This window comes from Mycetocola miduiensis (assembly GCF_900115155.1).
In the GTDB taxonomy this organism is placed as follows: Bacteria; Actinomycetota; Actinomycetes; order Actinomycetales; family Microbacteriaceae; genus Mycetocola_A; species Mycetocola_A miduiensis.
In genome coordinates, this window is record NZ_FOVM01000001.1 from 589,103 (window position 1) to 611,698 (window position 22,596).

At 64.6% G+C, this 22,596-nt stretch carries 28 protein-coding genes and 1 tRNA gene; 15 read left to right on the plus strand and 14 right to left on the minus strand.

Features of this window, described 5'->3' with window-relative positions; genetic code table 11:
• Positions 1 to 10: 10 nt before the first annotated feature.
• Genes BM197_RS02900 through BM197_RS02910 form a run of 3 tightly spaced genes read left to right on the plus strand, consistent with a single transcriptional unit; the run spans position 11 to position 2,100 of the window.
• Positions 11 to 580 carry a hypothetical protein gene (locus BM197_RS02900; protein ID WP_090708618.1) on the plus strand — a complete coding sequence of 190 codons (570 nt, stop codon included), beginning with the start codon at positions 11 to 13 and terminating at the stop codon, positions 578 to 580.
• A gap of 55 nt (positions 581 to 635) precedes the next feature.
• On the plus strand, positions 636 to 1,451 hold the full coding sequence (locus tag BM197_RS02905; RefSeq protein WP_090708620.1) for an endonuclease/exonuclease/phosphatase family protein: 816 nt from the start codon (positions 636 to 638) through the stop codon (positions 1,449 to 1,451).
• 40 nt (positions 1,452 to 1,491) lie between these two features.
• On the plus strand, positions 1,492 to 2,100 hold the full coding sequence (locus tag BM197_RS02910) for a DUF2238 domain-containing protein (RefSeq protein WP_090708621.1): 609 nt from the start codon (positions 1,492 to 1,494) through the stop codon (positions 2,098 to 2,100).
• 111 nt (positions 2,101 to 2,211) lie between these two features.
• Here the strand turns inward: BM197_RS02910 and BM197_RS02915 are convergent, their stop codons facing one another.
• The 5 genes from BM197_RS02915 to BM197_RS02935 form a co-directional block, all read right to left on the minus strand.
• A complete protein-coding gene (locus tag BM197_RS02915) occupies positions 2,212 to 2,586 on the minus strand; it encodes a fluoride efflux transporter FluC (RefSeq protein ID WP_090708623.1) in 375 nt (124 codons plus the stop codon).
• Positions 2,583 to 3,029, minus strand: a complete 447-nt coding sequence (locus tag BM197_RS02920; protein WP_177216690.1) for a fluoride efflux transporter FluC — start codon at positions 3,027 to 3,029, stop codon at positions 2,583 to 2,585. Before BM197_RS02920 ends, BM197_RS02915 begins: the two co-directional genes overlap by 4 nt.
• Entirely contained in the window at positions 3,026 to 3,532 is a 507-nt protein-coding gene (locus BM197_RS02925; protein WP_090708624.1) for a universal stress protein, read from the minus strand. Before BM197_RS02925 ends, BM197_RS02920 begins: the two co-directional genes overlap by 4 nt.
• A gap of 156 nt (positions 3,533 to 3,688) precedes the next feature.
• Positions 3,689 to 5,014 carry an FAD-dependent oxidoreductase gene (locus tag BM197_RS02930; protein WP_090708626.1) on the minus strand — a complete coding sequence of 442 codons (1,326 nt, stop codon included), beginning with the start codon at positions 5,012 to 5,014 and terminating at the stop codon, positions 3,689 to 3,691.
• A 7-nt stretch (positions 5,015 to 5,021) separates the two neighbouring features.
• Complete coding sequence (locus BM197_RS02935) at positions 5,022 to 5,432, minus strand: arsenate reductase ArsC (RefSeq protein WP_090708628.1); 411 nt, start codon at positions 5,430 to 5,432, stop codon at positions 5,022 to 5,024.
• 129 nt (positions 5,433 to 5,561) lie between these two features.
• Between BM197_RS02935 and BM197_RS02940 the strand changes: the two genes are divergently transcribed.
• The 3 genes from BM197_RS02940 to BM197_RS02950 all read left to right on the plus strand — a co-directional run bounded on the left by BM197_RS02940 (position 5,562) and on the right by BM197_RS02950 (position 7,213).
• A complete protein-coding gene (locus tag BM197_RS02940; protein ID WP_090708629.1) occupies positions 5,562 to 5,912 on the plus strand; it encodes an ArsR/SmtB family transcription factor in 351 nt (116 codons plus the stop codon).
• A 69-nt stretch (positions 5,913 to 5,981) separates the two neighbouring features.
• The gene (locus BM197_RS02945) at positions 5,982 to 6,674 is read left to right on the plus strand and encodes a hypothetical protein (RefSeq protein WP_090708631.1); all 693 of its coding nucleotides are present in this window, start codon (positions 5,982 to 5,984) and stop codon (positions 6,672 to 6,674) included.
• A gap of 170 nt (positions 6,675 to 6,844) precedes the next feature.
• Positions 6,845 to 7,213: a thioredoxin family protein gene (locus BM197_RS02950; RefSeq protein ID WP_090708633.1), complete on the plus strand. Its 369-nt coding sequence runs from the start codon at positions 6,845 to 6,847 to the stop codon at positions 7,211 to 7,213.
• Between the two features lie 10 nt (positions 7,214 to 7,223).
• On the opposite strand, the gene BM197_RS02955 is transcribed toward BM197_RS02950, so the two are convergent.
• A complete protein-coding gene (locus tag BM197_RS02955) occupies positions 7,224 to 8,111 on the minus strand; it encodes a LysR family transcriptional regulator ArgP (RefSeq protein ID WP_090708634.1) in 888 nt (295 codons plus the stop codon).
• A gap of 71 nt (positions 8,112 to 8,182) precedes the next feature.
• On the opposite strand from BM197_RS02955, the gene BM197_RS02960 reads away from it, so the two are divergent.
• Both BM197_RS02960 and BM197_RS02965 read left to right on the plus strand, forming a co-directional pair.
• Positions 8,183 to 8,788 (plus strand): LysE/ArgO family amino acid transporter, encoded by a 606-nt coding sequence (locus BM197_RS02960; protein WP_090708636.1) that lies wholly within the window; start codon positions 8,183 to 8,185, stop codon positions 8,786 to 8,788.
• A gap of 64 nt (positions 8,789 to 8,852) precedes the next feature.
• Positions 8,853 to 9,311, plus strand: a complete 459-nt coding sequence (locus BM197_RS02965; protein WP_090708637.1) for an iron chaperone — start codon at positions 8,853 to 8,855, stop codon at positions 9,309 to 9,311.
• Between the two features lie 23 nt (positions 9,312 to 9,334).
• Here the strand turns inward: BM197_RS02965 and BM197_RS02970 are convergent, their stop codons facing one another.
• The gene (locus BM197_RS02970; protein ID WP_245762348.1) at positions 9,335 to 9,574 is read right to left on the minus strand and encodes a PLDc N-terminal domain-containing protein; all 240 of its coding nucleotides are present in this window, start codon (positions 9,572 to 9,574) and stop codon (positions 9,335 to 9,337) included.
• Positions 9,575 to 9,751: 177 nt separating this feature from the next.
• Positions 9,752 to 9,835 (minus strand) — tRNA-Leu (locus BM197_RS02975).
• A 197-nt stretch (positions 9,836 to 10,032) separates the two neighbouring features.
• Here BM197_RS02975 and BM197_RS02980 point away from each other — a divergent pair.
• The 7 genes from BM197_RS02980 to pknB all read left to right on the plus strand — a co-directional run bounded on the left by BM197_RS02980 (position 10,033) and on the right by pknB (position 18,948).
• Positions 10,033 to 10,779, plus strand: a complete 747-nt coding sequence (locus BM197_RS02980) for an FHA domain-containing protein (RefSeq protein WP_090708638.1) — start codon at positions 10,033 to 10,035, stop codon at positions 10,777 to 10,779.
• On the plus strand, positions 10,776 to 11,318 hold the full coding sequence (locus BM197_RS02985) for an FHA domain-containing protein FhaB/FipA (protein WP_090708640.1): 543 nt from the start codon (positions 10,776 to 10,778) through the stop codon (positions 11,316 to 11,318). The genes BM197_RS02980 and BM197_RS02985 overlap by 4 nt, the downstream gene beginning before the upstream one ends.
• A gap of 3 nt (positions 11,319 to 11,321) precedes the next feature.
• Positions 11,322 to 12,572, plus strand: a complete 1,251-nt coding sequence (locus BM197_RS02990) for a Stp1/IreP family PP2C-type Ser/Thr phosphatase (RefSeq protein ID WP_090708641.1) — start codon at positions 11,322 to 11,324, stop codon at positions 12,570 to 12,572.
• A gap of 107 nt (positions 12,573 to 12,679) precedes the next feature.
• On the plus strand, positions 12,680 to 14,026 hold the full coding sequence (locus BM197_RS02995; RefSeq protein WP_090708969.1) for an FtsW/RodA/SpoVE family cell cycle protein: 1,347 nt from the start codon (positions 12,680 to 12,682) through the stop codon (positions 14,024 to 14,026).
• Positions 14,023 to 15,477 carry a peptidoglycan D,D-transpeptidase FtsI family protein gene (locus BM197_RS03000; RefSeq protein ID WP_090708643.1) on the plus strand — a complete coding sequence of 485 codons (1,455 nt, stop codon included), beginning with the start codon at positions 14,023 to 14,025 and terminating at the stop codon, positions 15,475 to 15,477. Before BM197_RS02995 ends, BM197_RS03000 begins: the two co-directional genes overlap by 4 nt.
• Positions 15,474 to 17,195 (plus strand): serine/threonine-protein kinase, encoded by a 1,722-nt coding sequence (locus tag BM197_RS03005; protein ID WP_090708644.1) that lies wholly within the window; start codon positions 15,474 to 15,476, stop codon positions 17,193 to 17,195. Before BM197_RS03000 ends, BM197_RS03005 begins: the two co-directional genes overlap by 4 nt.
• Positions 17,196 to 17,256: 61 nt before the next feature.
• On the plus strand, positions 17,257 to 18,948 hold the full coding sequence (pknB, locus tag BM197_RS03010) for a Stk1 family PASTA domain-containing Ser/Thr kinase (RefSeq protein WP_090708645.1): 1,692 nt from the start codon (positions 17,257 to 17,259) through the stop codon (positions 18,946 to 18,948).
• Positions 18,949 to 19,032: 84 nt separating this feature from the next.
• On the opposite strand, the gene BM197_RS03015 is transcribed toward pknB, so the two are convergent.
• The 6 genes from BM197_RS03015 to BM197_RS03035 all read right to left on the minus strand — a co-directional run bounded on the left by BM197_RS03015 (position 19,033) and on the right by BM197_RS03035 (position 22,557).
• Positions 19,033 to 19,704, minus strand: a complete 672-nt coding sequence (locus BM197_RS03015; protein ID WP_090708647.1) for a DUF3618 domain-containing protein — start codon at positions 19,702 to 19,704, stop codon at positions 19,033 to 19,035.
• Positions 19,705 to 19,706: 2 nt separating this feature from the next.
• Entirely contained in the window at positions 19,707 to 20,114 is a 408-nt protein-coding gene (locus tag BM197_RS03020) for a phage holin family protein (RefSeq protein ID WP_090708649.1), read from the minus strand.
• Positions 20,111 to 20,755: a hypothetical protein gene (locus BM197_RS03025; protein ID WP_090708651.1), complete on the minus strand. Its 645-nt coding sequence runs from the start codon at positions 20,753 to 20,755 to the stop codon at positions 20,111 to 20,113. Before BM197_RS03025 ends, BM197_RS03020 begins: the two co-directional genes overlap by 4 nt.
• Positions 20,756 to 20,999: 244 nt before the next feature.
• Positions 21,000 to 21,635: an anthranilate synthase component II gene (locus BM197_RS03030; protein WP_090708653.1), complete on the minus strand. Its 636-nt coding sequence runs from the start codon at positions 21,633 to 21,635 to the stop codon at positions 21,000 to 21,002.
• 9 nt (positions 21,636 to 21,644) lie between these two features.
• Positions 21,645 to 21,803: a DUF4175 domain-containing protein gene (locus BM197_RS16010; RefSeq protein WP_143094963.1), complete on the minus strand. Its 159-nt coding sequence runs from the start codon at positions 21,801 to 21,803 to the stop codon at positions 21,645 to 21,647.
• A 1-nt stretch (position 21,804) separates the two neighbouring features.
• Positions 21,805 to 22,557 carry a class E sortase gene (locus BM197_RS03035; protein WP_090708654.1) on the minus strand — a complete coding sequence of 251 codons (753 nt, stop codon included), beginning with the start codon at positions 22,555 to 22,557 and terminating at the stop codon, positions 21,805 to 21,807.
• Between the last annotated feature and the right edge of the window lie 39 nt (positions 22,558 to 22,596).

Here is a 22,596-nt window from a genome sequence, read left to right on the forward strand (position 1 = left end):
GGGAACGGACATGCCGTACACCGCCGAGCAACCGAAACGACGCGAGTCGAACGACGACCTCCGGGCACGCATCCCCGGTTGGGGTGCCGACCTTGACCCGAAAAACCGTCCAGCCGTACCGAGGGAACGTTTCGATCCCGCTGCGACCGGTGCGCACTGGGACTTTCCTGACCGTCAGCCGGAGAAATGGCCCCGCGAGCGGTCGGTCGAACACAAGATGCTTACCCCGGTCTTCGGAACGACGGTGCCACCGAGGGGAGTGTCCGGGGTCCTCCGAAAGTACGCTTACCGGGAGTACAGCGAAGGCCAGGCTGCTCACTGGCTGATTCTGCTGGCAGCCGACCGCGTTGACGCCGTGGAGAGTCACCTACTGTCTTTCGCGAGCCTGCGCCCGGACAACCCGATCACTGAAACCGGAGTCCTCAGTGAGCTCACCCGGCACGGGTATTCCTCGCGGGTTGGCAGGAACCGCGCCGACGTGAAGCATCAATGGATGGATCCGATCCTCGTCGCGGGTCCGTGGGTCCTGGCCGCCGGCCTGCTCTACACCACCGTGAGGGCTCTCGCCCGGCGACGCTGACGTGCACGCAGTCGAGGTTCGCCGCAGAAGGCGACGTCGGCCATACGCTGGGCACATGACGGATGCCGCCATGATCGGCCCGGTGGAACCACCGGACCTGCATGTCATGACGTACAACATCCGTCGACGCGTGGCACACGTGACCCAGCACAGCCCTGACCTGTGGACCCGCCGCCGACCCCTCCTGAAGACACTGCTCCAACGGGAGATGCCGACGATCCTCGCCACCCAGGAGGGGCTTCCCGATCAGCTTGAGTTCGTCGCCCAGGCGCTCGGCTCCGATTACAAGCGAATTGGCCGTGGCCGCAACGCCGACGGCAGCGGCGAGCAGTGTGCGATCTTCTTCGACACCCGTCGGCTCACCCTTCACGACTGGAAGCAGCGGGCGCTCTCGGACAACCCTTACGTCGCCGGCTCCCGGTCCTGGGGCAACAGGCTGCCGCGGATCGTTGTGTCCGCCGACCTCACCGACAAGGCCACCGGCATCCGCTTCTCGGTCTTCAACGCGCACTTTGACCATTTCTCCCGCACGTCACGCGCTCGATCGGCGACAATGCTCAACGATCTGGTCAAGGCGACGGATGCGCCGGCGATCGTCCTCGGCGACATGAACGCCGGCGTGCGGTCGGCCCCGTACCGGATCCTCACCAGCGGTCCGCTCCGGGATGCCTGGACGACCGCGAACGAACGCCTCTCGCCCGCATGGGGCACCTTCTCGGGTTACCGTCGGCCGAAGTACGGCGGCAAGCGCATCGATTGGCTGCTCGTTACCGGGACGATAACCGTCAAGGCCATCGGGATCAACGCGTCGCGGTTTCGCGGTACGGCGGCCTCGGATCATGAGCCGGTGCAAGCACGCCTCACCCTCTGAGAGCGGTGCCTCTTCGGGGGGGACGGGATATTCTGTGGCCATGATCGAGACGTTCCTGCGGGCTCCTCGAGGGCGTGCCGAACTGGCCGCAGACGGGGTCCGGGTCGTGGGCGTGCTCAGCATCATTGTGGCGTTCGTCGGCTGGTCAGCAGTCGACGTCGCGGTCTTCGCGCTTGGACTGCTCGGGCTTGTTGTTCCGCGCTTCCTCGGCATCCGTCCAGCACTCGACGCAGTCTTCGGGATCTCCGTCCTCGTCGCGGCATGGAGCGCCCTGCTCAACCTCTATGAAGCCATCTCTTACTGGGACACCGTGGTCCATTTCGCCCTGAACGGACTGACGGCTGCTGTTCTCTACGTCCTCGCCATCAGGGCAGGGATCGTCCCTGACCCCGCCACGAGTGCTGTCCGCCTGCGGTCGATCGTCATCCTGACGACGGTGCTCGGGCTCGCGGCCGGCGTGATCTGGGAGCTGGCCGAGTGGGTGGGAAACACCTACATCGACGACACGATCTTCGTCGACTACACCGACACGATCGGCGACCTCGCCGCCGGCGGACTCGGCTCGCTGCTCGTCGGTTTCGCCGGCGGCTACCTCTCCGCCGAGAGCCGGTTCATCGGAGCAACACCGGCCAGTCGCGCCGCGGCTTGACCTCGCCGGTTCGTGAATGCCGCTTGCAACTGCGGAGTTTTCGCGAGAATCGCGGCGTGCGGTTTCCGGCGGCACGATTCAGCAAGAATCTCCGAAGTTGAACACCGCGCCCTACGCCAGGGTGCCGAGCACGAGTCCTCCAGCGCTCGCGGCGACCGAGAGCACGAGCATCCCCACGCTGCCGACGAACGCCGCGCCGTATCGGCGCGCCGCAATCAGCCGTACCGACTCGACGCTCGCTGTGCTGAATGTCGTGTAGCCGCCGAGGAACCCCGAGCCGACGATCGTCACGGCCTCCGGCGGCAACGCCGCCGAGAGGGCCAGCCCCGTGGCGAGCCCGAGCAGGAACGAGCCTGAGATGTTGATCACGAGGGTTCCGAGCGGGTACGACGTCGCACGGGATTGCATCACCCCGTCGAGCATGAACCTCGCCGCGGCGCCGACCCCGCCGGCGAGCGCCACGGCGAGAAAGAGGACGGGCGTCATGCGGCGTCCTCACGACCACGGCTGGACCCGGCAATCGCCAGTCCCGCTGCAGCGGCGGCAAGCCCGAGCACGAGCGATCCGCCGGCGTAGAGGATGCCCGCCGCCACGTCCCCGTTGCGAAGCAACAGGTCGGTGCCGGTGGCGAGCGCGCTGTATGTGGTAAACCCGCCCAAAAACCCGGTGCCGGCGAAGAGACGGATGCTCAGCGCCCGGTTGGCTCGCGATCCCCGGTCGACGATGCTCCCCAGCAGGCCGCCCAAAGCGAACGCGCCGCCGACGTTGATGAGGAAGATGACGAGCGGAAAGGAGCCGAGCGACGGCACAGCGAGAACGAGGCCCTCCCGAGCGGCGGTGCCGAGGGATCCGCCGAGCAGGACGAGGCCGATGAGGGCCGGGCGGAGGTGCGGCGGTCGAACCGCTCTGGCGGGTGAGACGTCGCTCACTCCCCGGCCACCCACGGCGGCGGGGCGGAGGTGCGCGTGCTCGGGTTGGGCACGACGACGAGCGGCCGGTGCTGCCGGTGCGCCAGCTGGGCGGCGACGGAACCTGTGAAGAACTCCTGCAGCGTGCCGCGGAAGCCAGGTGCACGAGTCCCGACGACGATCATCAGCGCGTCGACACGATCGGCGAGCGCCGCCAGCTCGCGGCTCGGGTCGCCAACGAGGGGCTGAACGCTCCAGCGGACGCCGGTTGGTTCGAGGATCTTCGCGATCCGCTCGCGCAGCGACTCGTCAAACGTCTCAATGCGAAGGTCAGCAATGTCCGGGTCGATCGGCATCGACGAAAACCGGCCGTCCTGGAACCGTTCCACCACATACCGGCTGGGGTCGACTCGGGCGCAGACGAGCATCGCATTGAACCGCGACGCGAACTCGGCAGCCTTCCCGAGCACAGTGTCCAACTGGCGCGGCACGACACCGACGAGGACCACATTTGGGTCTGGCATCGGAGTTCCCCTCTCTGAACCGTTTGGCACCCGAGACGGGAACCGAACAGGCCCCACCATCGCAGCAGAATCTTGCGATGACAGAAGTGTTCCAGAAATCTCCCGTCGGCGAAAGCAGACCCTGCACGGAGTCGGCTGGCCGCCGCCGCAGGCTGGCTAGTTACAGCATGCCGAGGCGGACTCCGCGGCGTTTGCCGTTGAGCACACACCCGTCTCTGGCAGGACCAGGCGCACCTGGCGCGCGGCCCCGTGGTTGCCGGCCAGTTCATCCGCGATCGAACGGACCTGTTCGTATCCGGTGAGCAAGAGGAACGTCGGTGCTCGGCCGTAGCTCTTCATGCCGGCGAGAAAGAAGTTCGGCTCGGGATGAGCGAGTTCGGCCACGCCGTGCGGATGGACGGTGCCGCAGCCGTGCAGGTTCGGATCGATCAACGGCGCGAGTGCCCGAGGTGCTTCTACGATTTCGTCGAGTGACAGCCGGATTTCCCGCAGCATGTCGAGGTTAGGCCGGAATCCGGTGGCGTTGACGACCTGGTCGACCTCTATCGAAACCGCTTCGCCTCGCCGCCGGCCATCGACGACGACGCGGTCGCCTGCGGCAGGGCGGAGATCATCGATCTCGAAAGAGTCGAGCAGCGAGATCCGCCCCTGTCGGACAAGGTCGTGGGTCGAATTCCCCAGCTGGCCACGGGCCTCAAGTTCATCGTTCTCCGATCCAAAGACGCGCACAGGGTCCGCGCCTCGGATGGTCCAGGTAACGGTCGTTCCGCTGGCCTCCAGCGCCAGCACCGAGAGTTTGAGAAGCGTGTTGGCGGCCGAGTGGCCCGCCCCGACGACAAGGGTGTGTTTGCCGGCGAATCGTGCGCGGTCAGCGCCAAGCACGTCCGGGAGGGCGGGGAGAATATTGTTTCGCACACTGTCAGGGTCGGTTGGGCTGATGCCGCCTGCGGTCAGTCCATTGGGTGTGCCGTATGTCCCGGACGCGTCGATGACGGCGCGGGCGAGCTGCAGGGCGACGCGGCCGCCACGGCGAATCCGGAGCAGAAAGGGCGTGGAGCTGCGGCCTATTGAGCGGGTGCGGTCCATTCCCTGCCGCGTTACATCTGTGACCGTGCTGTCGTACTGGATCCGTGAGGCCAGCTCCGGGGCCGCCGCCAACGGCACCAGGTACTCCTCAACAAGTTCCCGTCCGAACGGAAGTGTCTTCGCGGCTGGCGCCTGCCACCCGGCTTTGTCGAGAAGCCTCCCGGCGGCCTCGTCCACGAGGTACTCCCACGGCGAGAAAAGTTTGGTGTGTCCCCAGGCGCGAACGGATGCTCCTGCGGTCTCGCCGGCTTCCAGAACGAGAACGTCGATGCCGCGTTCGAGCAGCTGCGCGGCGGCAGCCAGGCCGACCGGCCCAGCGCCGATGACGACAACCGGGAGCCCGTCCAGCTTTCGCGTCGAGGGAACGGTGAGGGTGGGCAGCTCTGCAATGGTCATGGCCGGCTCACGCCTTCGCGGGGAGGATTTCAGACAGCAACTGTTCGATCCGCGCCTTGATGTCGTCGCGGATCGGGCGAACGGCGTCGATGCCCTGGCCGGCGGGGTCGTCGAGTTCCCAGTCCTCGTAGCGCTTCCCGGGGAAGATCGGGCAGGTATCACCACAGCCCATGGTGATGACGACATCGGAGTCCCTGACCGCGTCTGTCGTCAGGATCTTGGGGGTGTTGCCCGCGATGTCGATGCCTTCTTCCGCCATGGCCTGGACGGCGACGGGGTTGATCGCATCCTTTGGCTCAGACCCGGCGGACAGTACCTCGACCTGCCCATTCGACAGCGCTGCCATATAGCCGGCGGCCATCTGCGAACGGCCTGCGTTGTGCACGCAGACAAAGAGGACGGAGGGCTTCTCGCTCATCGGGACTGCTCGACTTTCTCGCCTCAGGGACAGGCGCGTGGTACATTGATGCGTATCGATCTATAGTGATTTATACAACAGTGTGATCAATACATCGACCGTTGTCAATCTATTGGGGAGATCTTTTCCATGTCGCCAACCGAGGTCCTGTCGGTCACGGACATCAGCGCGTGCTGCACGCCGATCACGCGCGAACCGATGGATGCCGCAGGTGCGGAGCTGCTCGCGAAGTCACTCAAGGCACTGGCGGACCCGGCGCGGCTTCGCCTGCTGTCCCTCGTCGCCTCCCATGAGGATTCCGAAGCGTGCGTCTGCGACCTCACCGAACCACTCGGCCTCAGCCAGCCCACCGTCTCCCACCACCTCAAGGTCCTCGTCGACGCCGGCTACCTCGAGCGCGAGAAGCGGGGAACCTGGGCGTACTACAGCCTGACACCCGACGCGCTCACGTCTGTGTCCGGACTGATCAGCGGCCTCTGACAGCCAGCCGGAGGCATCCGCATCTGGCTCTGCTTGCATTCCCATTGCGGGTGTGTAAGCTCGACCCTCGTGTTCGGAAAAGTCAGGTCGGCGAGCGAAATTTCCACGCTCGCGGCGTTGGTCGAGCCGGAGTGGCCCGATACAGAGAGCGTTCATGGCGAGCGCTCGGATGTTTCTCCCCGTCCATCCTCTGGGACGGACTATGGCATCGCCCCCAATCGGGTACTCGTTCTCGGAGATGCGGATTCCACCTTCGAGGCGATCCTCGGCGAGTTGGCCCACCACGGTGTTGATGCGGTCAGGGCGCACGAGATCTCGGCATGCGCCGCGTCGCTGCACGAGAACAAGGCGACCGGCGTTGTCCTGATGATCGATGCTGCGGGCCTGTCCGCCCGCGCCGCCCGCAAGGAGCTCGCACAGACCCTGTTCGGCACCCTCCGCCGACTGCTTCCGCTGCTGGCGCAGCCCGCCCAGGTGCTCGTCCTCGCCCGCGGTACGGACGTCGCCCAGAAAACGCGCATGGACCGCGAGATCCAGTCGGTGATCGGCAGGATCAGCGGACAGGCGACGAATGAATACGGTGTGAACCTCACCATCAACGCCGTCGACATCGCCGGCGACGTGGACACGGCCCTCATTGCCCGGCGCGCAGCTGAGCTGTTCGACGCACGCGAAGAAGTGACCACGGGCGAGCTGCTGGACTACACCGAAATCGAGGGGCAGACCATCGGCTGCGCCCTCGCCCTCCGCTTCGTGTACTAAGTCCCTCAGCGGAGAAGGCTGGGTCGTACCGCGTGATCGTGGATTCGTCTGACATCCCTGTGGCCGCCGTGGAACCGCTTCGCGGCGAGCTGGTGAACACGATTCAGTCCGCGGGAATTATCGGCTGGCGGGTCGTGTTGGATTAGGGATACCCGCGCCGAGAGGACCTCATGACCACGATCGACCTGACCACCGACTCATTCAACTCAGCCGTCGAAGACAACGACATCCTCTTCGTCGACTTTTGGGCTGCCTGGTGTGGCCCGTGCCGCGCCTTCGCACCCACGTTCCAGTCAGCATCCGAAAAGCACCCGGACATCACGTTCGGCAAGGTCGACACCGAAGCGGAGCAGCAACTCTCGGCAGCCGCCGGCATCACCTCGATTCCGACCCTGATGGTCTTCCGGGACCAGATCCTCGTCTTTTCGCAGCCGGGCGCTCTGAACCCGCCGCAGCTCGATCAGGTCATCACGGCCGTGAAAGGCCTCGACATGGACGCGGTGCGCAAGACGCTCGCCGAAGCGGAACAGGCGCAATAGGCCCCTCGGCTCAAATCGACGGCTCCGCGAGCATCCGTTTCGCCGCGGTGCCCAACGCATCGGCCACTCGGCCGAGGGCCGTCATCTGCAGGGCCCACTGCTGCCAATAAAGAGTCACACTGACAGCTTGCCCCGCCGCCAGCTCGACCAGCTCCCCGCGCGACACCAACTCGCGGGACTGCTGGTCGGGCAGCATTGCCCACCCGAAACCCAGTCGGACCGCCTCAGCGAAGTCGGCGGAGACGGGAACGAAGTGTTGCGGCGGTGCCAGCGTCGCTCCTGAGGCAGCACGCAGGAAGCGATGCTGGATGTCGTCCTTCTGGTCGAAATTGACGACCGGCGCGAGCCCGAGGGTGTCGGCGTCGACGCCGCTCGCGAACCACCGTTCCACGAATGAGGGCGAGGCCATCGCCCGGTAGTGCATGACGCCGAGACGGGTCGAGGTACACCCTTGAACCGGCCGCTCTTCGGTGGTGATCGCGGCCATCACCGTCCCGTCGCGAAGGAGCGCAGCTGAGTGATCCTGATCCTCCCGGTGGATGTCGAATGTGATCTCGTTCGCGAGTGGGGCGAGCGCCGCCATCACCCAGGTAGCGAGGGAGTCGCCGTTGATGGCCATGGATACAGCCGGCCAGCGTTGCGTTGCTCGCTGCGCCGCACTCGCTTCGGCTTCTGCCGCGAGCGCCTCGATTTGGCGAGCCAACCGCAGATAACTGATGCCGGCGGGCGTAACGACGATCGGTTTGCTGCGCTGGAGGAGCACGCCGCCCACCGCGTTCTCGAGAGCGCGGATCCGCTGGCTGATCGCCGACGGGGTCACGTGCAGCGCTCGTGCCGCCGCTTCGAAGGTTCCTTCGTCGACTGCGGCGGCCAGCGCCTGCAATTGTGCAATATCCATAATTAGCCACTCTAATCAGAGACAATAAAAAGTAGCTGGTCTCATGGCAGTTTGCCCCGTAGCGTGGAGCGGTGCTCTCCCCTCTGCTGGCCGGCCTCGGCCTTGGTTTGTCCCTCATTGTCGCGATCGGCGCCCAGAACGCTTTCGTACTGCGCCAGGGACTCCGGCGTGAACATGTCGCGGTGGTCGTGCTTCTCTGCGCACTCTCGGATGCCGTCCTGATCGCCCTGGGAGTCTGGGGGCTCGGCACCCTCATCGAACAGGCGGGCTGGCTGCTCGCGGTGGTGCGGATCGCGGGAGCCGCCTTTCTGGTCTGGTACGGCATCCGTTCAGCAGTGAGGTCTTTCCGCCCCGGGACGCTTGGCGCGGAATCGGGTGGATCCCCCATCCCGTTTCGCACGGCCGTGATCACCGTGCTCGCCCTCACGTGGCTGAACCCGCACGTCTACCTCGACACGGTCGTTCTGCTGGGCTCGATCGGCGCGTCATACGGGGACGATCAATGGTGGTTCGCCGTCGGGGCGATGCTCGGCAGTGTCCTGTGGTTTTCGGCACTCGGGTTCGGCTCCCGACTGCTTGAGCCTCTCTTCGCGAGGCCGATCGCCTGGCGCATCCTCGATGCCGCAATAGCCCTCGTGATGCTTGCTCTCGCCGCCAGCCTCCTTATCGGCTTATGACCGGTGCGGCGAGCACAGCCTGGGAATAGAGTCGTCGTCACAGGCTCATTCAGGAGGTTCGGCCATGGACGAAACAACCGGCGGCAAGAAGTACGACGGGTTCTCCGACGAAGAACGCGATGCCATGAAGGAGCGCGCCAAGGAGCTCAAGGCAGAGGCCCGTCGCGGAGAGAAGGAGACAAAGGTACGGGAGAAGGGCGAGGCCGACCTGCGCGCCAAGATCGCCGAGATGCCTGAGTCCGATCGCGCCATAGCCGAGCGGCTGCACGCGATGATCACCGAGGTTGCCCCGGATCTGATGCCGAAGACCTGGTATGGCCAGCCGGCCTGGGCGAGGGACGGCGAGGTCGTCTGCTTCTTCCAGAGCTCGGCTAAGTTCAAGACGCGCTACTCAACGTTCGGTTTCAGCGAGACGGCGAATCTCGACGAGGGAAGCATGTGGGAGACGTCGTTCGCCCTGACACAGTTGTCGGACGAGGACGAGAACAGGCTCGCCGCGCTGGTGAAGAAAGCCGTGCGCTGACGATTTCTCGAGGACAGTGTGCCTCAGGCGCCTTTTCGGCGACCCCCGATGAAGTAGGCGATGGGGCCCACCCAGTTCACCGCGATGATCACGGCCCACAGACCCTTAGGACCGTTGATCTGAGAAGCGGATCTCTTGGAGAGATCCCGCCACGCCGTTCCCGCCAAAATCATCTGCACCGTTCCCGTCACGAAGACGGCGGCCTTCTGGCCCGGTTCCATGTTTTTCCAGGTCAGCTGCTTCTTATTCGACTTCTTCGTCACGTCAGTTGCTCCTTTTCCTGGCGACGATGTTCGTTCGTCTCCAAGACTCCTGGCATCGCTTCCTGAGCGCAACCCGTGCCCACGGCCGGGGGCCCCCGTGCGATGCCTCGACGTGCGGGGATATTCAACAAAAAAAGCCTCCGATACCTCGGAGGCCTTTTCATGATTTCACCACTGTGCGCGAGGGGGGACTTGAACCCCCACGCCCTTTCGAGCACTGGCACCTGAAGCCAGCGCGTCTGCCAATTCCGCCACTCGCGCAGTGTTGCGACACCTGCGTGTCAACTCAGCGAGATTAGCATGGCGCCGAGCGAATCGCCATTCGAGCGCGGGTGGGGCTGCGATCTCGATACATAGGGCATGCGTTCTTGATCAGGAAGCTGGAGTGCAGCTTGAGCCGCACTCTCAGCCCCGCCTACTAGCATGTGCTTTAGCCATTTGACACGATCGGGAGACCTGTGGGCATTCTGGACAACTTCGAGAAGGGTCTCGAACGTGCCGTGAACGGCGCGTTCGCCAAGACCTTCCGTTCGGGGCTGCAACCGGTCGAAATCACCTCTGCGCTCAAGCGTGAACTCGACACCAAAGCAGCAGTGGTGAGCCGCGACCGGATCCTCGCACCGAACCAGTTCGTCGTTGCCATGTCGCCCAACGATCACGAGCGCATGACAGGCATCGGCCCCGCTCTCATCGATGAGCTCACCAGCATCGTCCAGAAGCACGCGACCCACCAGGGCTACACGTTCGCCGGCGGAATCAGCATCCGTTTGAAGTCCGACGGCAGCCTGTCCGACGGGATGCTGCAAATCGATTCGGTCAACGTGAAGGGCCAGGTTTCGTGGACCCCGGTCCTCGACGTGGGCGGCAAGCGTTACCCGATCACCAAGGCGCGCACCGTGATCGGTCGCGGAAGCGACGCCGACATCACCATCGACGACTCCGGAACGAGCCGGAAACACGTCGAAATCCTCTGGGACGGCGAGCGCGCCCAGGCACGCGACCTCGGCTCAACCAACGGCTCCACCCTCGACGGCATGCCGTTCACACAGGTCGCGCTGACGCCTGACTCGGTCGTTCAGATCGGTCGAACCCGTATTGTGTTCCGAGTGCTGGCACAATCTTCCACCCCGAGTTCACCCGACTCCGTCGACGACTCCACCCGCGCTTACGGCGCGGAGGGAGGATTCTGGGGGCCCGCGTCGTGAGTGAACTCACCCTTCTGGTGCTCCGCATCGGATTCCTTCTTCTGTTGTGGCTTTTCGTCTTCGCCGTCGTCTACGCGCTCCGCTCGGATATCTTCGGCCCGGGCCCACGCAAGCCCCAGCCAGCGCAGGCCGGCCAGGCCCAGCAACGGGCGCCGCGCGCCGCGGCCGCACCTCCGGTTCTGCCGAACAACCCAGCGCCTCCTGTGGTTCCCCCCAGCAACCGCAGGCATGAAAAGGCGACCATCCACAACGTCAGCCGGCTCGTGATCACCGCAGGCCCAAAAGAGGGACTTGAGGTGTCGCTCGGTCGCGACCCGCTGACGATCGGACGGGCGCCCGACTCCGGGCTCGTCATCCGCGACGACTACACCTCCACTCACCACGCCAAACTGTTGCTCTGGAACGAGGACTGGATGATCCAGGACCTCGACTCCACCAACGGCACGTTCCTCGGAGGAAAACGCATCAGTTCACCGACGCAGATCACTCTCGGTACTCCGATCAAGGTCGGCGCGACCAGTTTTGAACTGCGGCGGTAGACGGTGACCAAAGCAGGCGACTCTGCGGCGATCTCGCACGTCGGGAAGATCCGCTCGAACAATCAGGATTCCGGTTATGCCGGAACCCACTTGTTCGTCGTTGCCGACGGCATGGGCGGCCACGCGGGAGGCGACGTTGCCAGCGCCATCGCCCTTCAACGCATCATGCAGGCGGATGCCGAGTTCACCAGTGCTCAGGACGCCGAAGCAGCCCTGCAAACGGCGATCAGCTCCGCCAACGCCGAGCTCGCCGAAACGGTCTTCGAACACCCCGAACTCGGGGGAATGGGCACGACGGTGGATGCCATCGTCGCGGTCGGCGACGAGGTCGCCATCGCGCACATCGGCGACTCCCGCATCTACCTGCTCCGTGACGGCGAACTGAGCCAGATCACCACCGACCACACCTTCGTCCAGCGCCTCGTTGACTCCGGCCGGATCACGGAGGAAGAAGCGATGGTGCATCCACGTCGCTCCGTGCTCATGCGTGTGCTCGGCGACGTCGACTCGAACCCCGAGATCGACACCATGGTCATGCGCACGCACCCAGGCGACCGCTGGCTGCTCTGCTCGGACGGCCTCTCCGGCGTCGTCGATAAAGACGCGATCCAGGTCACCCTTGCACAGGACCTCCCGGCACGACAGGTCGGCGAACAGCTCATCCGCAAGGCCCTCGACGGCGGAGCGCCCGACAACGTCACCGTCGTAATCTACGACGTCGGCGCCGAACGCTCCGCAACCGCCCAGACCCCGGTCACCGTCGGTTCGGCCTCTCGCCCCCTGGCATTCCAGAACGACCCGCCCAAGCGCACCGGCCTTCTGCCATCGCTCCGGCTTCACGGTCGCAGCACGCCTTCGGGCCCCAGCCACTTCGAACCGGCATCCGATGACTACCTCGACGAACTGATCGAAGAGGATGCCCGTCGCGCGAAACGCCGCCGGCTCACCTGGCTGGTGGGTTCGATCGTCCTGGTTCTCGCCATCGCGCTCGGCCTCCTGCTCGGCTATGCCTGGACGCAGACCCGATACTTCGTCGGCGCCGATGACAACACCGTCGTGATCTACCAGGGGATTCAGCAGGACATCGGGCCGTTCAGCTTGTCTTCAGAGCACAATGACACCGGAATCCCGATCTCCATGCTTTCCACTTATGACCGCCAACAGGTGGAGCGGACTATCAGCGCCTCCTCACTCGAAGAAGCACAGGAAATCGTCTCCCGGCTCCGCACCACCACGTCAAAGGACGATGGATGATGACGGAGAACTCGAGAACCCGCGCTACCGCCGCTGTCCGCGGCCGGATCGTTGAAGTCCCGGCAAGCCAGGAGGACTTCAAAGCCGACACAGCCGTGATCCGCACCATGCGCAAACTGCGGCTGCCACTCAAGCTCCGAAACCGCGAGCTCACGCTGCTGATGTTCGCATGCGCCATCAACTCCGTCGCCATCCTGCTCGTCCAGCTCGGTGCGCTCGGCACGGTCGACCTTGACCTGATCTACCTCGGTGCTGGTCTCTCCGCGCTCGTGTTCGGACTGCACATCTGCCTGCGCTACGTCGCGCCACAGGCCGATCCGCTGCTGCTTCCGATCGCCACTGTGCTCAACGGGCTCGGCGTCGCGATGATCTACCGCGTCGACCTGGCAACCGGCGCGAGCGGCTGGTCCGCGGCATCGACACGACAGATCACCTGGAGCGCGATCGCCGTGCTCGCCGCCATCGCGATCATCGTCCTGATCAAGAACCACCGCGTGTTGTTCCGCTACACCTACCTGTTCGGGGCTTTCGCCTTCGTGTTGCTGCTTCTTCCCCTCGTGCCCGGCATCGGCCGCGAGGTCAGTGGCGCCCGCGTCTGGATCGGCATCGGCGACCTCGTCAGTTTCCAGCCCGGTGAGATCGCGAAGATCGCCCTGGCCATCTTCTTCGCCGGCTACCTCGTTCGCACGCGCGACAGCCTGTCGATGGTCGGCAAGAAATTTCTCGGGATGCAGTTCCCGCGGCTGCGCGACCTCGGGCCGATCATCGTCGTCTGGGCCCTCTCGATGGCCATCATCGTGTTCCAGCACGACATGGGAACCGCGCTGCTGTTCTTCGGCCTGTTCACCGTCATGCTCTACGTCTCGACTGGGCGGCTCAGCTGGATCCTCATCGGTTTCGCCCTGTTCGGAGTCGGGGCTTTCTTCGCCAGCCAGACCCTCACCTATGTGCACGGCCGGTTCCAGAACTGGCTGGATGCTTTCAGCACGCAGGTCTACGACGCACAGGGCGGCAGCTATCAGCTGGTCCAGGGAATCTTCGGCCTCGCCCACGGGGGGCTCATCGGTACCGGTCTCGGCCAGGGCCGCCCGCACCTGACCCCGCTGTCGCAGAGCGATTACATTATGGCGAGCCTCGGCGAGGAACTAGGCCTTGCCGGTCTTTTCGCCATCCTCGGCCTCTACCTGCTGTTCGTGTCGCGGGGGATCCGCATCGGCTTCCGCGGGCAGGATGACTTCGGCAAGCTCCTGGCCGTCGGTCTCGCCTTCACCATCGCCCTCCAGGTCTTCATCATGGTCGGCGGCGTCACCCGCGTCATCCCACTGACCGGGCTGACCACGCCATTCCTCGCTGCGGGTGGATCATCACTCGTCGCCAACTGGATCATCGTCGCCCTCCTTCTTCGCGTGAGCGACAGCATCCGCACAGGACCGACACAGGAGGTCCCCTCATGAATCGCGAACTGAAGCGCGTCAGTGCGCTCGTCCTCGTCATGTTCTTCGCCTTGTTCGGGTCGACCACGGTCATTCAGGCGGTGCAGGCGGATGCTCTCCGTCTCGACCCCCGGAACACACGCGCCCTCTACGACAGCTACGACACCGAACGCGGGCCGATCCTCGCCGGCAGCACGGTCATCGCCCAGTCGGTGCCCACCGGAGACGAGTACGTGTTCCAGCGCGAATACCCGCAGGGCCAGTTGTACGCGCCGGTCACCGGTTACTTCAGCCCCACCCAGGGGTCCGCCGGTATCGAGCAGTACATGAACGACTACCTCTCTGGCACGTCGAACTCACAATTCCTTGACACTATCAACCGGATCGTCGCCGGCCAGGCCCCGAAGGGTGCCGCCGTCGAAGTGAGCATCGACCCGGCGGTGCAGCAGGCAGCATTCGACGCGCTCGGCGACCGACAGGGCGCTGTTGTCGCGATCGAGCCGTCCACGGGCCGGATCCTCGCGATGGTGTCGACGCCGACCTACGACCCGAACGTGCTCGCCTCCCATGACTCCCAGGCCGTCATCTCCGCCTTCGGTGCGCTTGAGGACGATCCGCTCAAACCCCTCAGCAACCGCGCGTCGAGCGGGAACATGAACCCGCCTGGCTCGTCGTTCAAGGTCGTGGTCGCCGCTGCAGCGGTCGCAAGCGGAAAATACACCGCCGACTCGACCTTCCCGAACCCGGTCAGCCTCCAGCTCCCCGGCAGTAGCGCGACGGTGTACAACTGGAACCGTCTCAGCTGCGGCCCAGGCGAGACCGTGACCCTGGCCGAAGCGATCCGGCTGAGCTGCAACGTCCCCCTCGCCCAGCTGGGCATGGAACTGGGCGACGACGCCATCCGGGAGACCGCTGAAAAGTTCGGATTCAACTCGAGGATGACGCTGCCGATGCCCGCTGGCATCAGCGTCTACCCGAAAAATCTCGATGACGCCCAGACCGGGCTGACCGCCTTTGGCCAGTATGAAGTCCGGGCCACGCCGCTTCAGATGGCACTCGTCTCGGCTGGAATCGCCAACGAGGGGACCGTCATGCAGCCGACCCTCGTCGACCGGGTGACGGGCAGGAACCTCGAGGTTCTCAAGAGCTTTGAACCACAGGTGATGAACGACGCCGTGACCAGCGAAACGGCGGCATCTGTCACCGACATGATGCTCGACAGTGTGGCTAGCGGTCAATCGAACGGTGCAAGAATAGAGGGGGTCGACGTGGCAGGGAAGACTGGCACAGCGCAGAACGGTGAAGACGAACCATATTCACTGTGGTTTACCGGATTCGCCCCAGCCAAAAACCCAGAGGTCGCGGTCGCGGTTGTCGTCGAGAACGACGGAAATCTGGGTCGTCACAGCTCGGGAAATATCGTCGCCGCGCCAATTGCCAAGAAAGTCCTAGAGGCGGTGCTGAACAGATGAGACCCACAGCAGGGGTCACCTTCGGGGGACGCTACGAACTGGAGTCCAGGATCGCCATCGGCGGCATGGGCGAAGTGTGGAAGGCCACCGACCTCGTCATCGGTCGAACCGTTGCCATCAAGATCCTCAAAGACGAGTACCTTGGCGATCCGAACTTCCTCGAGCGGTTCCGCTCCGAAGCCCGGCACGCTGCGCTCGTGAACCACGAGGGCATCGCCAACGTCTTCGACTACGGGGAGGAGGACGGCAGCGCCTTCCTGGTGATGGAACTCGTCCCAGGCGAAGCACTCTCCACCATGCTCGAGCGGGAGCACGTGCTGTCGACCGACAAGGTCCTCGACATCACCGCCCAGACCGCACTCGCCCTCCAGGCCGCTCACGCAGCCGGTCTCGTGCACCGCGACATCAAACCGGGCAACCTGCTGATCACGCCCGACGGCCGCGTCAAGATCACAGACTTCGGTATCGCGCGCATCGCCGACCAGGTGCCGTTGACCGCCACCGGCCAGGTCATGGGCACTGTCCAATACCTCTCACCGGAGCAGGCATCCGGTCACCCGGCGTCGCCGTCGACGGACATATACTCACTGGGCATCGTCGCGTACGAGTGCCTTGCCGGCAAACGTCCTTTTACGGGCGAGTCGCAGGTCGCGATCGCGATGGCGCAGATCAACGAGGCGCCGCCGCCACTGCCGGTAACGGTCCCTGAACCGGTGCGCAACCTCGTGCTCTCGATGATCGCCAAGAACCCGGCCGACCGTCCGGCGTCTGCCGCCCATGTCGCACGTGCAGCACAGGCACTTCGCCGCGGAGACACTGCCGCGGCGGCCGCTGCCGTGCCGGCGATCGCCGCAGGGGCTGCACTCACCGGCGCGACGACGGTGATGGGAACAGGAGGGGATGCGACGACGCAGCTCCTCGGGACCGCGGCCGTTCCGACGACCACCGCAGAAGTGCCGACCACCGAAGAAACCAAGAAGAAGAAGCGCAGCGCGTGGACCTGGCCACTGATCGCGCTCATCGCAATCCTCGCCATCGTCCTGACCGGAACCGTCATCGCCCTGGTCAACCAGGAAGAGGACGCGAACCCTTCGGCGACATCGAGTACGCCGACGCCGGTCGAAACGACGCCGGAGGCGACACCATCGGCAGAACCCACACCGACGCCGACCAACGAATTCATCACGGTAAGCGCATCGGACTTCATCGGCGACACCTACGACGAGGCGGCGGCGAAGCTGAGAACCCTCGGCCTCGCGTCTGAGCGGTCGACCGGGAACGCAGCGACTTCTGAGGACCAGGTCGGCATCGTGTACGCCATCAACCCTGAAGGCAACCTCCAGAAGGGCCAGATCGTCACCGTCACGGTGTACGGGCCGATGGCAGAGATCCCCACTCCGACGGCTCCTCCCACCCTGTCCGGTGAAGGCTGTGACGCGGCGGGCCAGTGCGTCAACGTCGCGGCCGGCTCAACGGTCACCGTGAACTGGCCTGCGTACTCGCAGTGCCCGGCCGGGATGCAGATGCTCGGTTACCGGATCACGGCAACCGGCGGAACACCGACCACCGAGGGCGGCAACGTCAACACCAACCGGGGCGAGGTCGTCGTCGGAGACACCGCCGGCACCCTGAGCGTCACCTACAGCGCCTACTGCGGATCTTCGGCTTCGGGCGAATCCCCGGCAGCCACCGCCCAGATCCGGACCGTCGAAGAATGAGCATTCGTCAACGACTAAGATATTCCTGACCCGTTTGTGGTCGAAATTAAGGAGTTAATGAGTGGCTGACGAACAACGCCTGCTCGCGGGGCGGTATCTCGTCGGTGACCTGATCGGGCGCGGTGGCATGGCCAACGTATTCCGCGGCACGGATACCAAACTCGGCCGCACCGTCGCCATCAAGATCCTCAAACCAGACCTGGCGAACGATCCGGCCTTCCGGACTCGCTTCCGCCAGGAAGCACAGGCGGCGTCACGGATGGCGCACCCCACCATCGTGCGCGTCTTCGACGCCGGCGAAGAAACCGTGAAGCAGGGCGATCGTGTTTCACGTGAACCCTTCATCGTCATGGAATACGTCCACGGGCGCACCCTCAAGACGGTGATCGCGGAGGGCCCTATGGAGTCGGCGCGCGCTGTCGCGATTGCCGAAGGCATCCTCACCGCCCTCGAGTATTCGCATCGGGCCGGCGTCGTCCACCGCGACATCAAGCCCGGCAACGTGATGATCACGCCGGACGAGCAAGTCAAGGTGATGGACTTCGGCATTGCCAGGGCTGTCTCCGACTCGTCGTCAACCGTCGCCCAGACCACGGCGATACTGGGCACGGCCTCGTACTTCTCGCCGGAGCAGGCGAAGGGTGAGGTCGTTGACGCCAGAACCGACCTCTACTCGACCGCCGTCGTGCTGTTCGAGATGCTGACCGGACGCGCACCGTTCCGCGGCGACACCGCCGTGGCCGTTGCGTACCAGCACGTCAGCGAAACCGCCGTCCGGCCCTCATCGGTCAACCGAAAAGTCTCCCCGGCGCTCGACCACGTCGTGATGCGGGGGCTTGCGAAGGACCGATTCGAGCGCTACCAGACCGCCGCGGACTTCCGAGATGATCTCGCCGTTGCCGCGGCGGGCAAGATTCCGGCTCACCACAACGATGACGCCGGCACCGCGCTCTTCGGCCCCTCTCCCACTGCGGCGTCGCGGACTGAGCAGGCGCTCCGCCAGCTGACCAGTGACGACACCGTCACCCGGACCCAGCGTCGGCCACCGGTGGTGTGGATCTGGGCGGGCATCGCATCAATTGCCGTCGTGCTGGTCGCCGTCATGATCTGGGTCATGTCACTGAGCCAGGCACCCGTCCTGCAGACCGAGTCCCGGCCGATTCCCGACCTCGTCGGCGTGAGCGAGGAGAGCGCGATCAACACGTTGACCGACCTCGACCTCGTGGCCAGCGTGGTGACGGAAGAGAGCGCGACGGTCGACGAAGGACTGGTCATCCGCACCGACCCCAACAAAGACAGCCGGGTGCTACCAAAGGATGTCGTCCGGCTCTACGTCTCCCTGGGCGCCGCGAGGGTCACCGTCCCCGATGTCACCAACAAGACCACGGAACAGGCGCAAGCCGACCTGGCCGCCGTTGGACTGGCATCCGGTTCGATCTCGAAGCAAAACTCTCCCGATCGCGCCGCGGGCTCGGTGATCAGCACCAATCCCGCTGCCGCAACGGAGGTCGCAGAGGGCTCGACGATAAACCTCGTCGTCTCCAGCGGCCTGGTCACCATTAAGGACGTGCGCGCCCAGAGCCTCGAGGTCGCCACCGACCTGATGCAGGACCCGGCGATCGGCCTGACCGTTCTGCCAGTTCCTGACCCGGCGTGCGCGGCCCTTCCCGGTAACCCGGTCACGGCCCAGTCGCTTGCCCCTGGTGATGTGCCGCAGCGTTCCATGATCGAACTGACCTATTGCTCGGGCTAGTTCACCAGAGCACGAGGAACGGCGGCCGCGACATCTGTCCCGACCGCCGTTCCTTTGTCGTCAGCTTCTAAATCGGCCGTCGAACTAGCGCAACGGCTCGTCGGTGCGAGTCCCGTCGTAGACGGGCTCGTCGTCCAGAAGGGGCGATGCGCCACTGTCCGGGGAGACATACCCCGTGGTGAACGTGGTTTCGGATGAGTCGCCAGCGTTGCCCTTGACGTTGTTCGCTTGGCTGGTTGCGTCGTCTTTGACGTTGGAGATGGCATCAGCGGCGGCGCCCTTGACGGACTCAGCGGCATCCTTCGCCGGCTCCTTCAGGTCCTCAGCGACGCCCTTCGCGGTCTCCTTGAGGTCATCGACGAGCGGGGCGGCCTTCTCCTTCGCGGTCTGCGCGAGTTCCTTCTCCTTCTCGGATGCCGGAATGAGGGATGCGGCGAGCAGACCGGCTCCGAACGCGATCAGGCCGACGGCAATCGGGTTGCCCTTCGCCTTGTCGACGGCCCGGTGCGAGACGTCTCCGACACTGGATGCTTTGTCGCCGACGTTCGATGCGGCGTCGCTGACGTGGGACTTGGCGTCCTCCGCCGCACCCATGACACTGTCCTTGACCTTCCTGGCCATACCTTTCACCTTCTCCGTCTGCCGCTGAGCGATGCTCGAGGGGCTCACCTTGTCGGCCAGGGCGTCCACGTCGTAGCTGAGGTTGCTCCTGGTCTCTTCGATTTCCTGTCGGATTGCTTCAGGATCGTTTGTCATCTTTAGTCCTCACTCGTTTTGAATGCCTCGGGAACTTCTTTCAGCGTCTCCACCGTCTTGGGGACACCCTGGATCTCTTCGATTTCCTTCTTGCCGCGCATGGCGAGAATCGCGGCAACGATGCCCCAGATGACGGCGACAATGATGGCGGACCAGACCAGGCCGGTCAGGAACCCAAGACCCCACCACAACGCGACCGAAACGAAGACGAGCGCCAGCAATCCGGCGACGCCAGCGCCGCCGAACATGCCGGCGCCCTTACCCGCTTTCTTCGCCGACGCGGAGATCTCGGCCTTGGCCAGTTCGACCTCCTGGCGGAAGAGCGTGGATATGTCCTTCGTAACCTCGCCGAGAAGCTGGCCGAGAGACTCGCGCCGGTCGTCAGGTTCGGGTACGTAAGGCTGACTCATCGAACGTCACCACTTGTCTGGTAATCCGGAGAACCCGTCGGAGCACTGTATCCAGGTGTGGTGGTGTATCCGTTCTCACCGTATGCGGTCGTTCCGCTGTACGTAGCACCGGTGGCGATCGTCGGGTCTTCGCCGATGTAGTCCGTGCGGCCTGCCCGGTAGCTAGTGTCCTGGTCAGACGAGTCGTTTCCGCTCGTCAGCGATTTCGCGAGTCGACCGACAACGATTCCGGTACCGGCGGCGATGGCAATGAAGACGCCTGGGCGACGGCGTGCGAAACGCTTGACCTCATTGAGCAGGTCACCGGGGTCGCGCGATTCCAGCCATCCCGCGACGTCACCGGCGCGTGATGCCGCCTGGGAGACGAGGTTGGACGCCATCCCTTCGGTCTCTGACGAGTCCGCCATAGAGCGGAGCTGGTCACTGACTGTGCGGATGCCGTCCGCCGCGCGGTCCTTCTGTGTGGAAACCTGACCGGTCACCTGGGTGCGAACCTGCCCGACCAGGTTCTTGGCCTGATATCCGACTTCGTTCTTCACGTTGGCAGCCTCGTCTGCTGCGGTGCCGGCAATATGCGATCCAGCGCCACGCACGCGGTCGGTGGTCGACGTGTCGGCGGCGCTTGATGAGGTTTCTGTCATGATTCTTCCTCCTCGGAGGAGACCGGCCAACCGGGTCAGGAATGACACGGCAGCACGGCCTCGAGTCGTGTGAAGAAATCTTCGCCCGACCCACTGCCAACGCCAAGCTTCGGCCTAAGGCTTGACACCCCGCGAACAGGGGAGTATCGCGTGCGCCCGATACCGCGGGCTTCTCGCCCGAGAAACCGCCAGTCCGCAGTCACTCAGCGTCATCGACCCCGCAATATTCGCTGTGCGAGGAATGCTAGACGTGCACGAGGGGAGACAGCCCCTTGGCCGTCTCAGCGGCGCCTGGCAGTCCGGATGCTGCAAGCCAATTGCCGAGCATGAGGTAGCCACCCTCGGTGAGCACGCTCTCGGGGTGAAACTGAACCCCATAGATTGGTGCGTCCCTGTGTCGGAGACCCATGATGACGCCGCCGCTGGTGCGGCTCGTGACGACGAGGTCATCAGGCACCGTTCCGTCGACAACAGCGAGGGAGTGATACCTGGTCGCCGTGAATGGCTGCGGTACACCGGCATAGAAGGCGCTGGCATCGTGCTCGACGATACTCGTCTTGCCGTGCATCAGCTCGTCGGCGTTGGTCACGGTTGCACCGAACGCCTCAGCGATCGCCTGGTGGCCGAGGCAGACGCCGAGCAGTGGGGTGTCCGCCGCAAGAGCGGCTTTCACCATCGCTACCGAAACGCCGGCATCAGCGGGTTTTCCCGGGCCGGGCGACACGAGGACCGCGTCGTACTCGGCGAGCCGCGCTGCGGCATCCGCTTCGGAAAAGGTGTCGTTCCGAAGTACGTCGGTCTCAGCGCCCAACTGGAGAAGATAACCGTTGAGTGTATAGACGAAGCTGTCGTAGTTGTCGATCACCAATACGCGCGTCACGTGGGCCTCTCATTCTTCAACGGTTACTTCCTGGGTGTCAACGAACGACTGGACCCAGGGGAACACCCAGGTTCCCAACACATACAAAACTACAGCGATGAGAACGAACACGAGCAGCACCCGAACCCAGACCGGGCCGGGCAAGGCTCGCCACAACGCTCCGTACACGTCAGTTCTCCTGGGTCAGCGATGCGGGTGTCCCTGCGCTGCGGGGTGTCCACGATTCGAACGCACCATAAGCGATGATACGCTCCGCGGTTGAGAAAGCCGGGTTGCAGCTTGTCAGGGTGATGATGGAGTCGGATGCTTCGACCGCGTCGACTTGCGGCACCGGATTCAGGACCCCGACCCCGGACGGTGCCACGTACTCGAGTGTCCGGAAGCGGTAGGTGTACCAGCCCTCACGAATCTCCACGACGATCGCGTCACCGACGTGAAGCTCACCGATCAGATTCAGAGGTTTACCGTGAGTGTTGCGATGCCCGGCGATGGCAAAGTTGCCCAGCTCGCCCGGCATCTGGGTGTCGGGGTAATGCCCGAGACCAAGGGGGTTAAGCGTGCGGGAGGCGGACACGCCGCCGGCGAGCTTGGCCGCGTAGTCGCCTCCGAAGCGTGGCACCCGCAAGATGCCGAACACCTTGCCGTCGCCGGGCTGAGGGAGAACAACCGGATCCATCAGTTCCGCTGACGACTGTTCCTGCACGGGAAGGCTGGCCCGCCAGCTTTCGCTCAACTGTGAGGCTGCACGGTCCTGGGAGGCACGAAGGACTGCGTCGTTGACCCATAACTGCCAGACGAGGAACAGCAGGACGAGGACGCCGCCGGTGACGAGCAGTTCGCCGAGCACCCCGAGCCCGGTTACCCGTGCGTGTTTTCGCCCCCTGCGGGACCGCGAGCGATCGGACGGCGGGCTGGCGGGCATTTCGTCAGTCTATCCGTGTGCCGTTGTGTGACCGGAGAC

What these genes read in the sequence shown, in the direction of transcription:
- BM197_RS02955 (WP_090708634.1), bottom strand. Translation starts at nt 8,111, where the DNA reads ATGGATATTGCACAATTGCAGGCGCTGGCCGCCGCAGTCGACGAAGGA.
- BM197_RS03000 (WP_090708643.1), top strand. Translation starts at nt 14,023, where the DNA reads ATGAATCGCGAACTGAAGCGCGTCAGTGCGCTCGTCCTCGTCATGTTC.
- BM197_RS02935 (WP_090708628.1), bottom strand. Translation starts at nt 5,432, where the DNA reads ATGAGCGAGAAGCCCTCCGTCCTCTTTGTCTGCGTGCACAACGCAGGC.
- BM197_RS02925 (WP_090708624.1), bottom strand. Translation starts at nt 3,532, where the DNA reads ATGCCAGACCCAAATGTGGTCCTCGTCGGTGTCGTGCCGCGCCAGTTG.
- BM197_RS02915 (WP_090708623.1), bottom strand. Translation starts at nt 2,586, where the DNA reads ATGACGCCCGTCCTCTTTCTCGCCGTGGCGCTCGCCGGCGGGGTCGGC.
- BM197_RS03005 (WP_090708644.1), top strand. Translation starts at nt 15,474, where the DNA reads ATGAGACCCACAGCAGGGGTCACCTTCGGGGGACGCTACGAACTGGAG.
- BM197_RS02950 (WP_090708633.1), top strand. Translation starts at nt 6,845, where the DNA reads ATGACCACGATCGACCTGACCACCGACTCATTCAACTCAGCCGTCGAA.
- BM197_RS02995 (WP_090708969.1), top strand. Translation starts at nt 12,680, where the DNA reads ATGCGCAAACTGCGGCTGCCACTCAAGCTCCGAAACCGCGAGCTCACG.
- BM197_RS02965 (WP_090708637.1), top strand. Translation starts at nt 8,853, where the DNA reads ATGGACGAAACAACCGGCGGCAAGAAGTACGACGGGTTCTCCGACGAA.
- BM197_RS02910 (WP_090708621.1), top strand. Translation starts at nt 1,492, where the DNA reads ATGATCGAGACGTTCCTGCGGGCTCCTCGAGGGCGTGCCGAACTGGCC.
- BM197_RS03025 (WP_090708651.1), bottom strand. Translation starts at nt 20,755, where the DNA reads ATGACAGAAACCTCATCAAGCGCCGCCGACACGTCGACCACCGACCGC.
- BM197_RS02900 (WP_090708618.1), top strand. Translation starts at nt 11, where the DNA reads ATGCCGTACACCGCCGAGCAACCGAAACGACGCGAGTCGAACGACGAC.
- BM197_RS02930 (WP_090708626.1), bottom strand. Translation starts at nt 5,014, where the DNA reads ATGACCATTGCAGAGCTGCCCACCCTCACCGTTCCCTCGACGCGAAAG.
- BM197_RS03015 (WP_090708647.1), bottom strand. Translation starts at nt 19,704, where the DNA reads ATGACAAACGATCCTGAAGCAATCCGACAGGAAATCGAAGAGACCAGG.
- BM197_RS02940 (WP_090708629.1), top strand. Translation starts at nt 5,562, where the DNA reads ATGTCGCCAACCGAGGTCCTGTCGGTCACGGACATCAGCGCGTGCTGC.
- BM197_RS02905 (WP_090708620.1), top strand. Translation starts at nt 636, where the DNA reads ATGACGGATGCCGCCATGATCGGCCCGGTGGAACCACCGGACCTGCAT.
- BM197_RS03020 (WP_090708649.1), bottom strand. Translation starts at nt 20,114, where the DNA reads ATGAGTCAGCCTTACGTACCCGAACCTGACGACCGGCGCGAGTCTCTC.
- BM197_RS03035 (WP_090708654.1), bottom strand. Translation starts at nt 22,557, where the DNA reads ATGCCCGCCAGCCCGCCGTCCGATCGCTCGCGGTCCCGCAGGGGGCGA.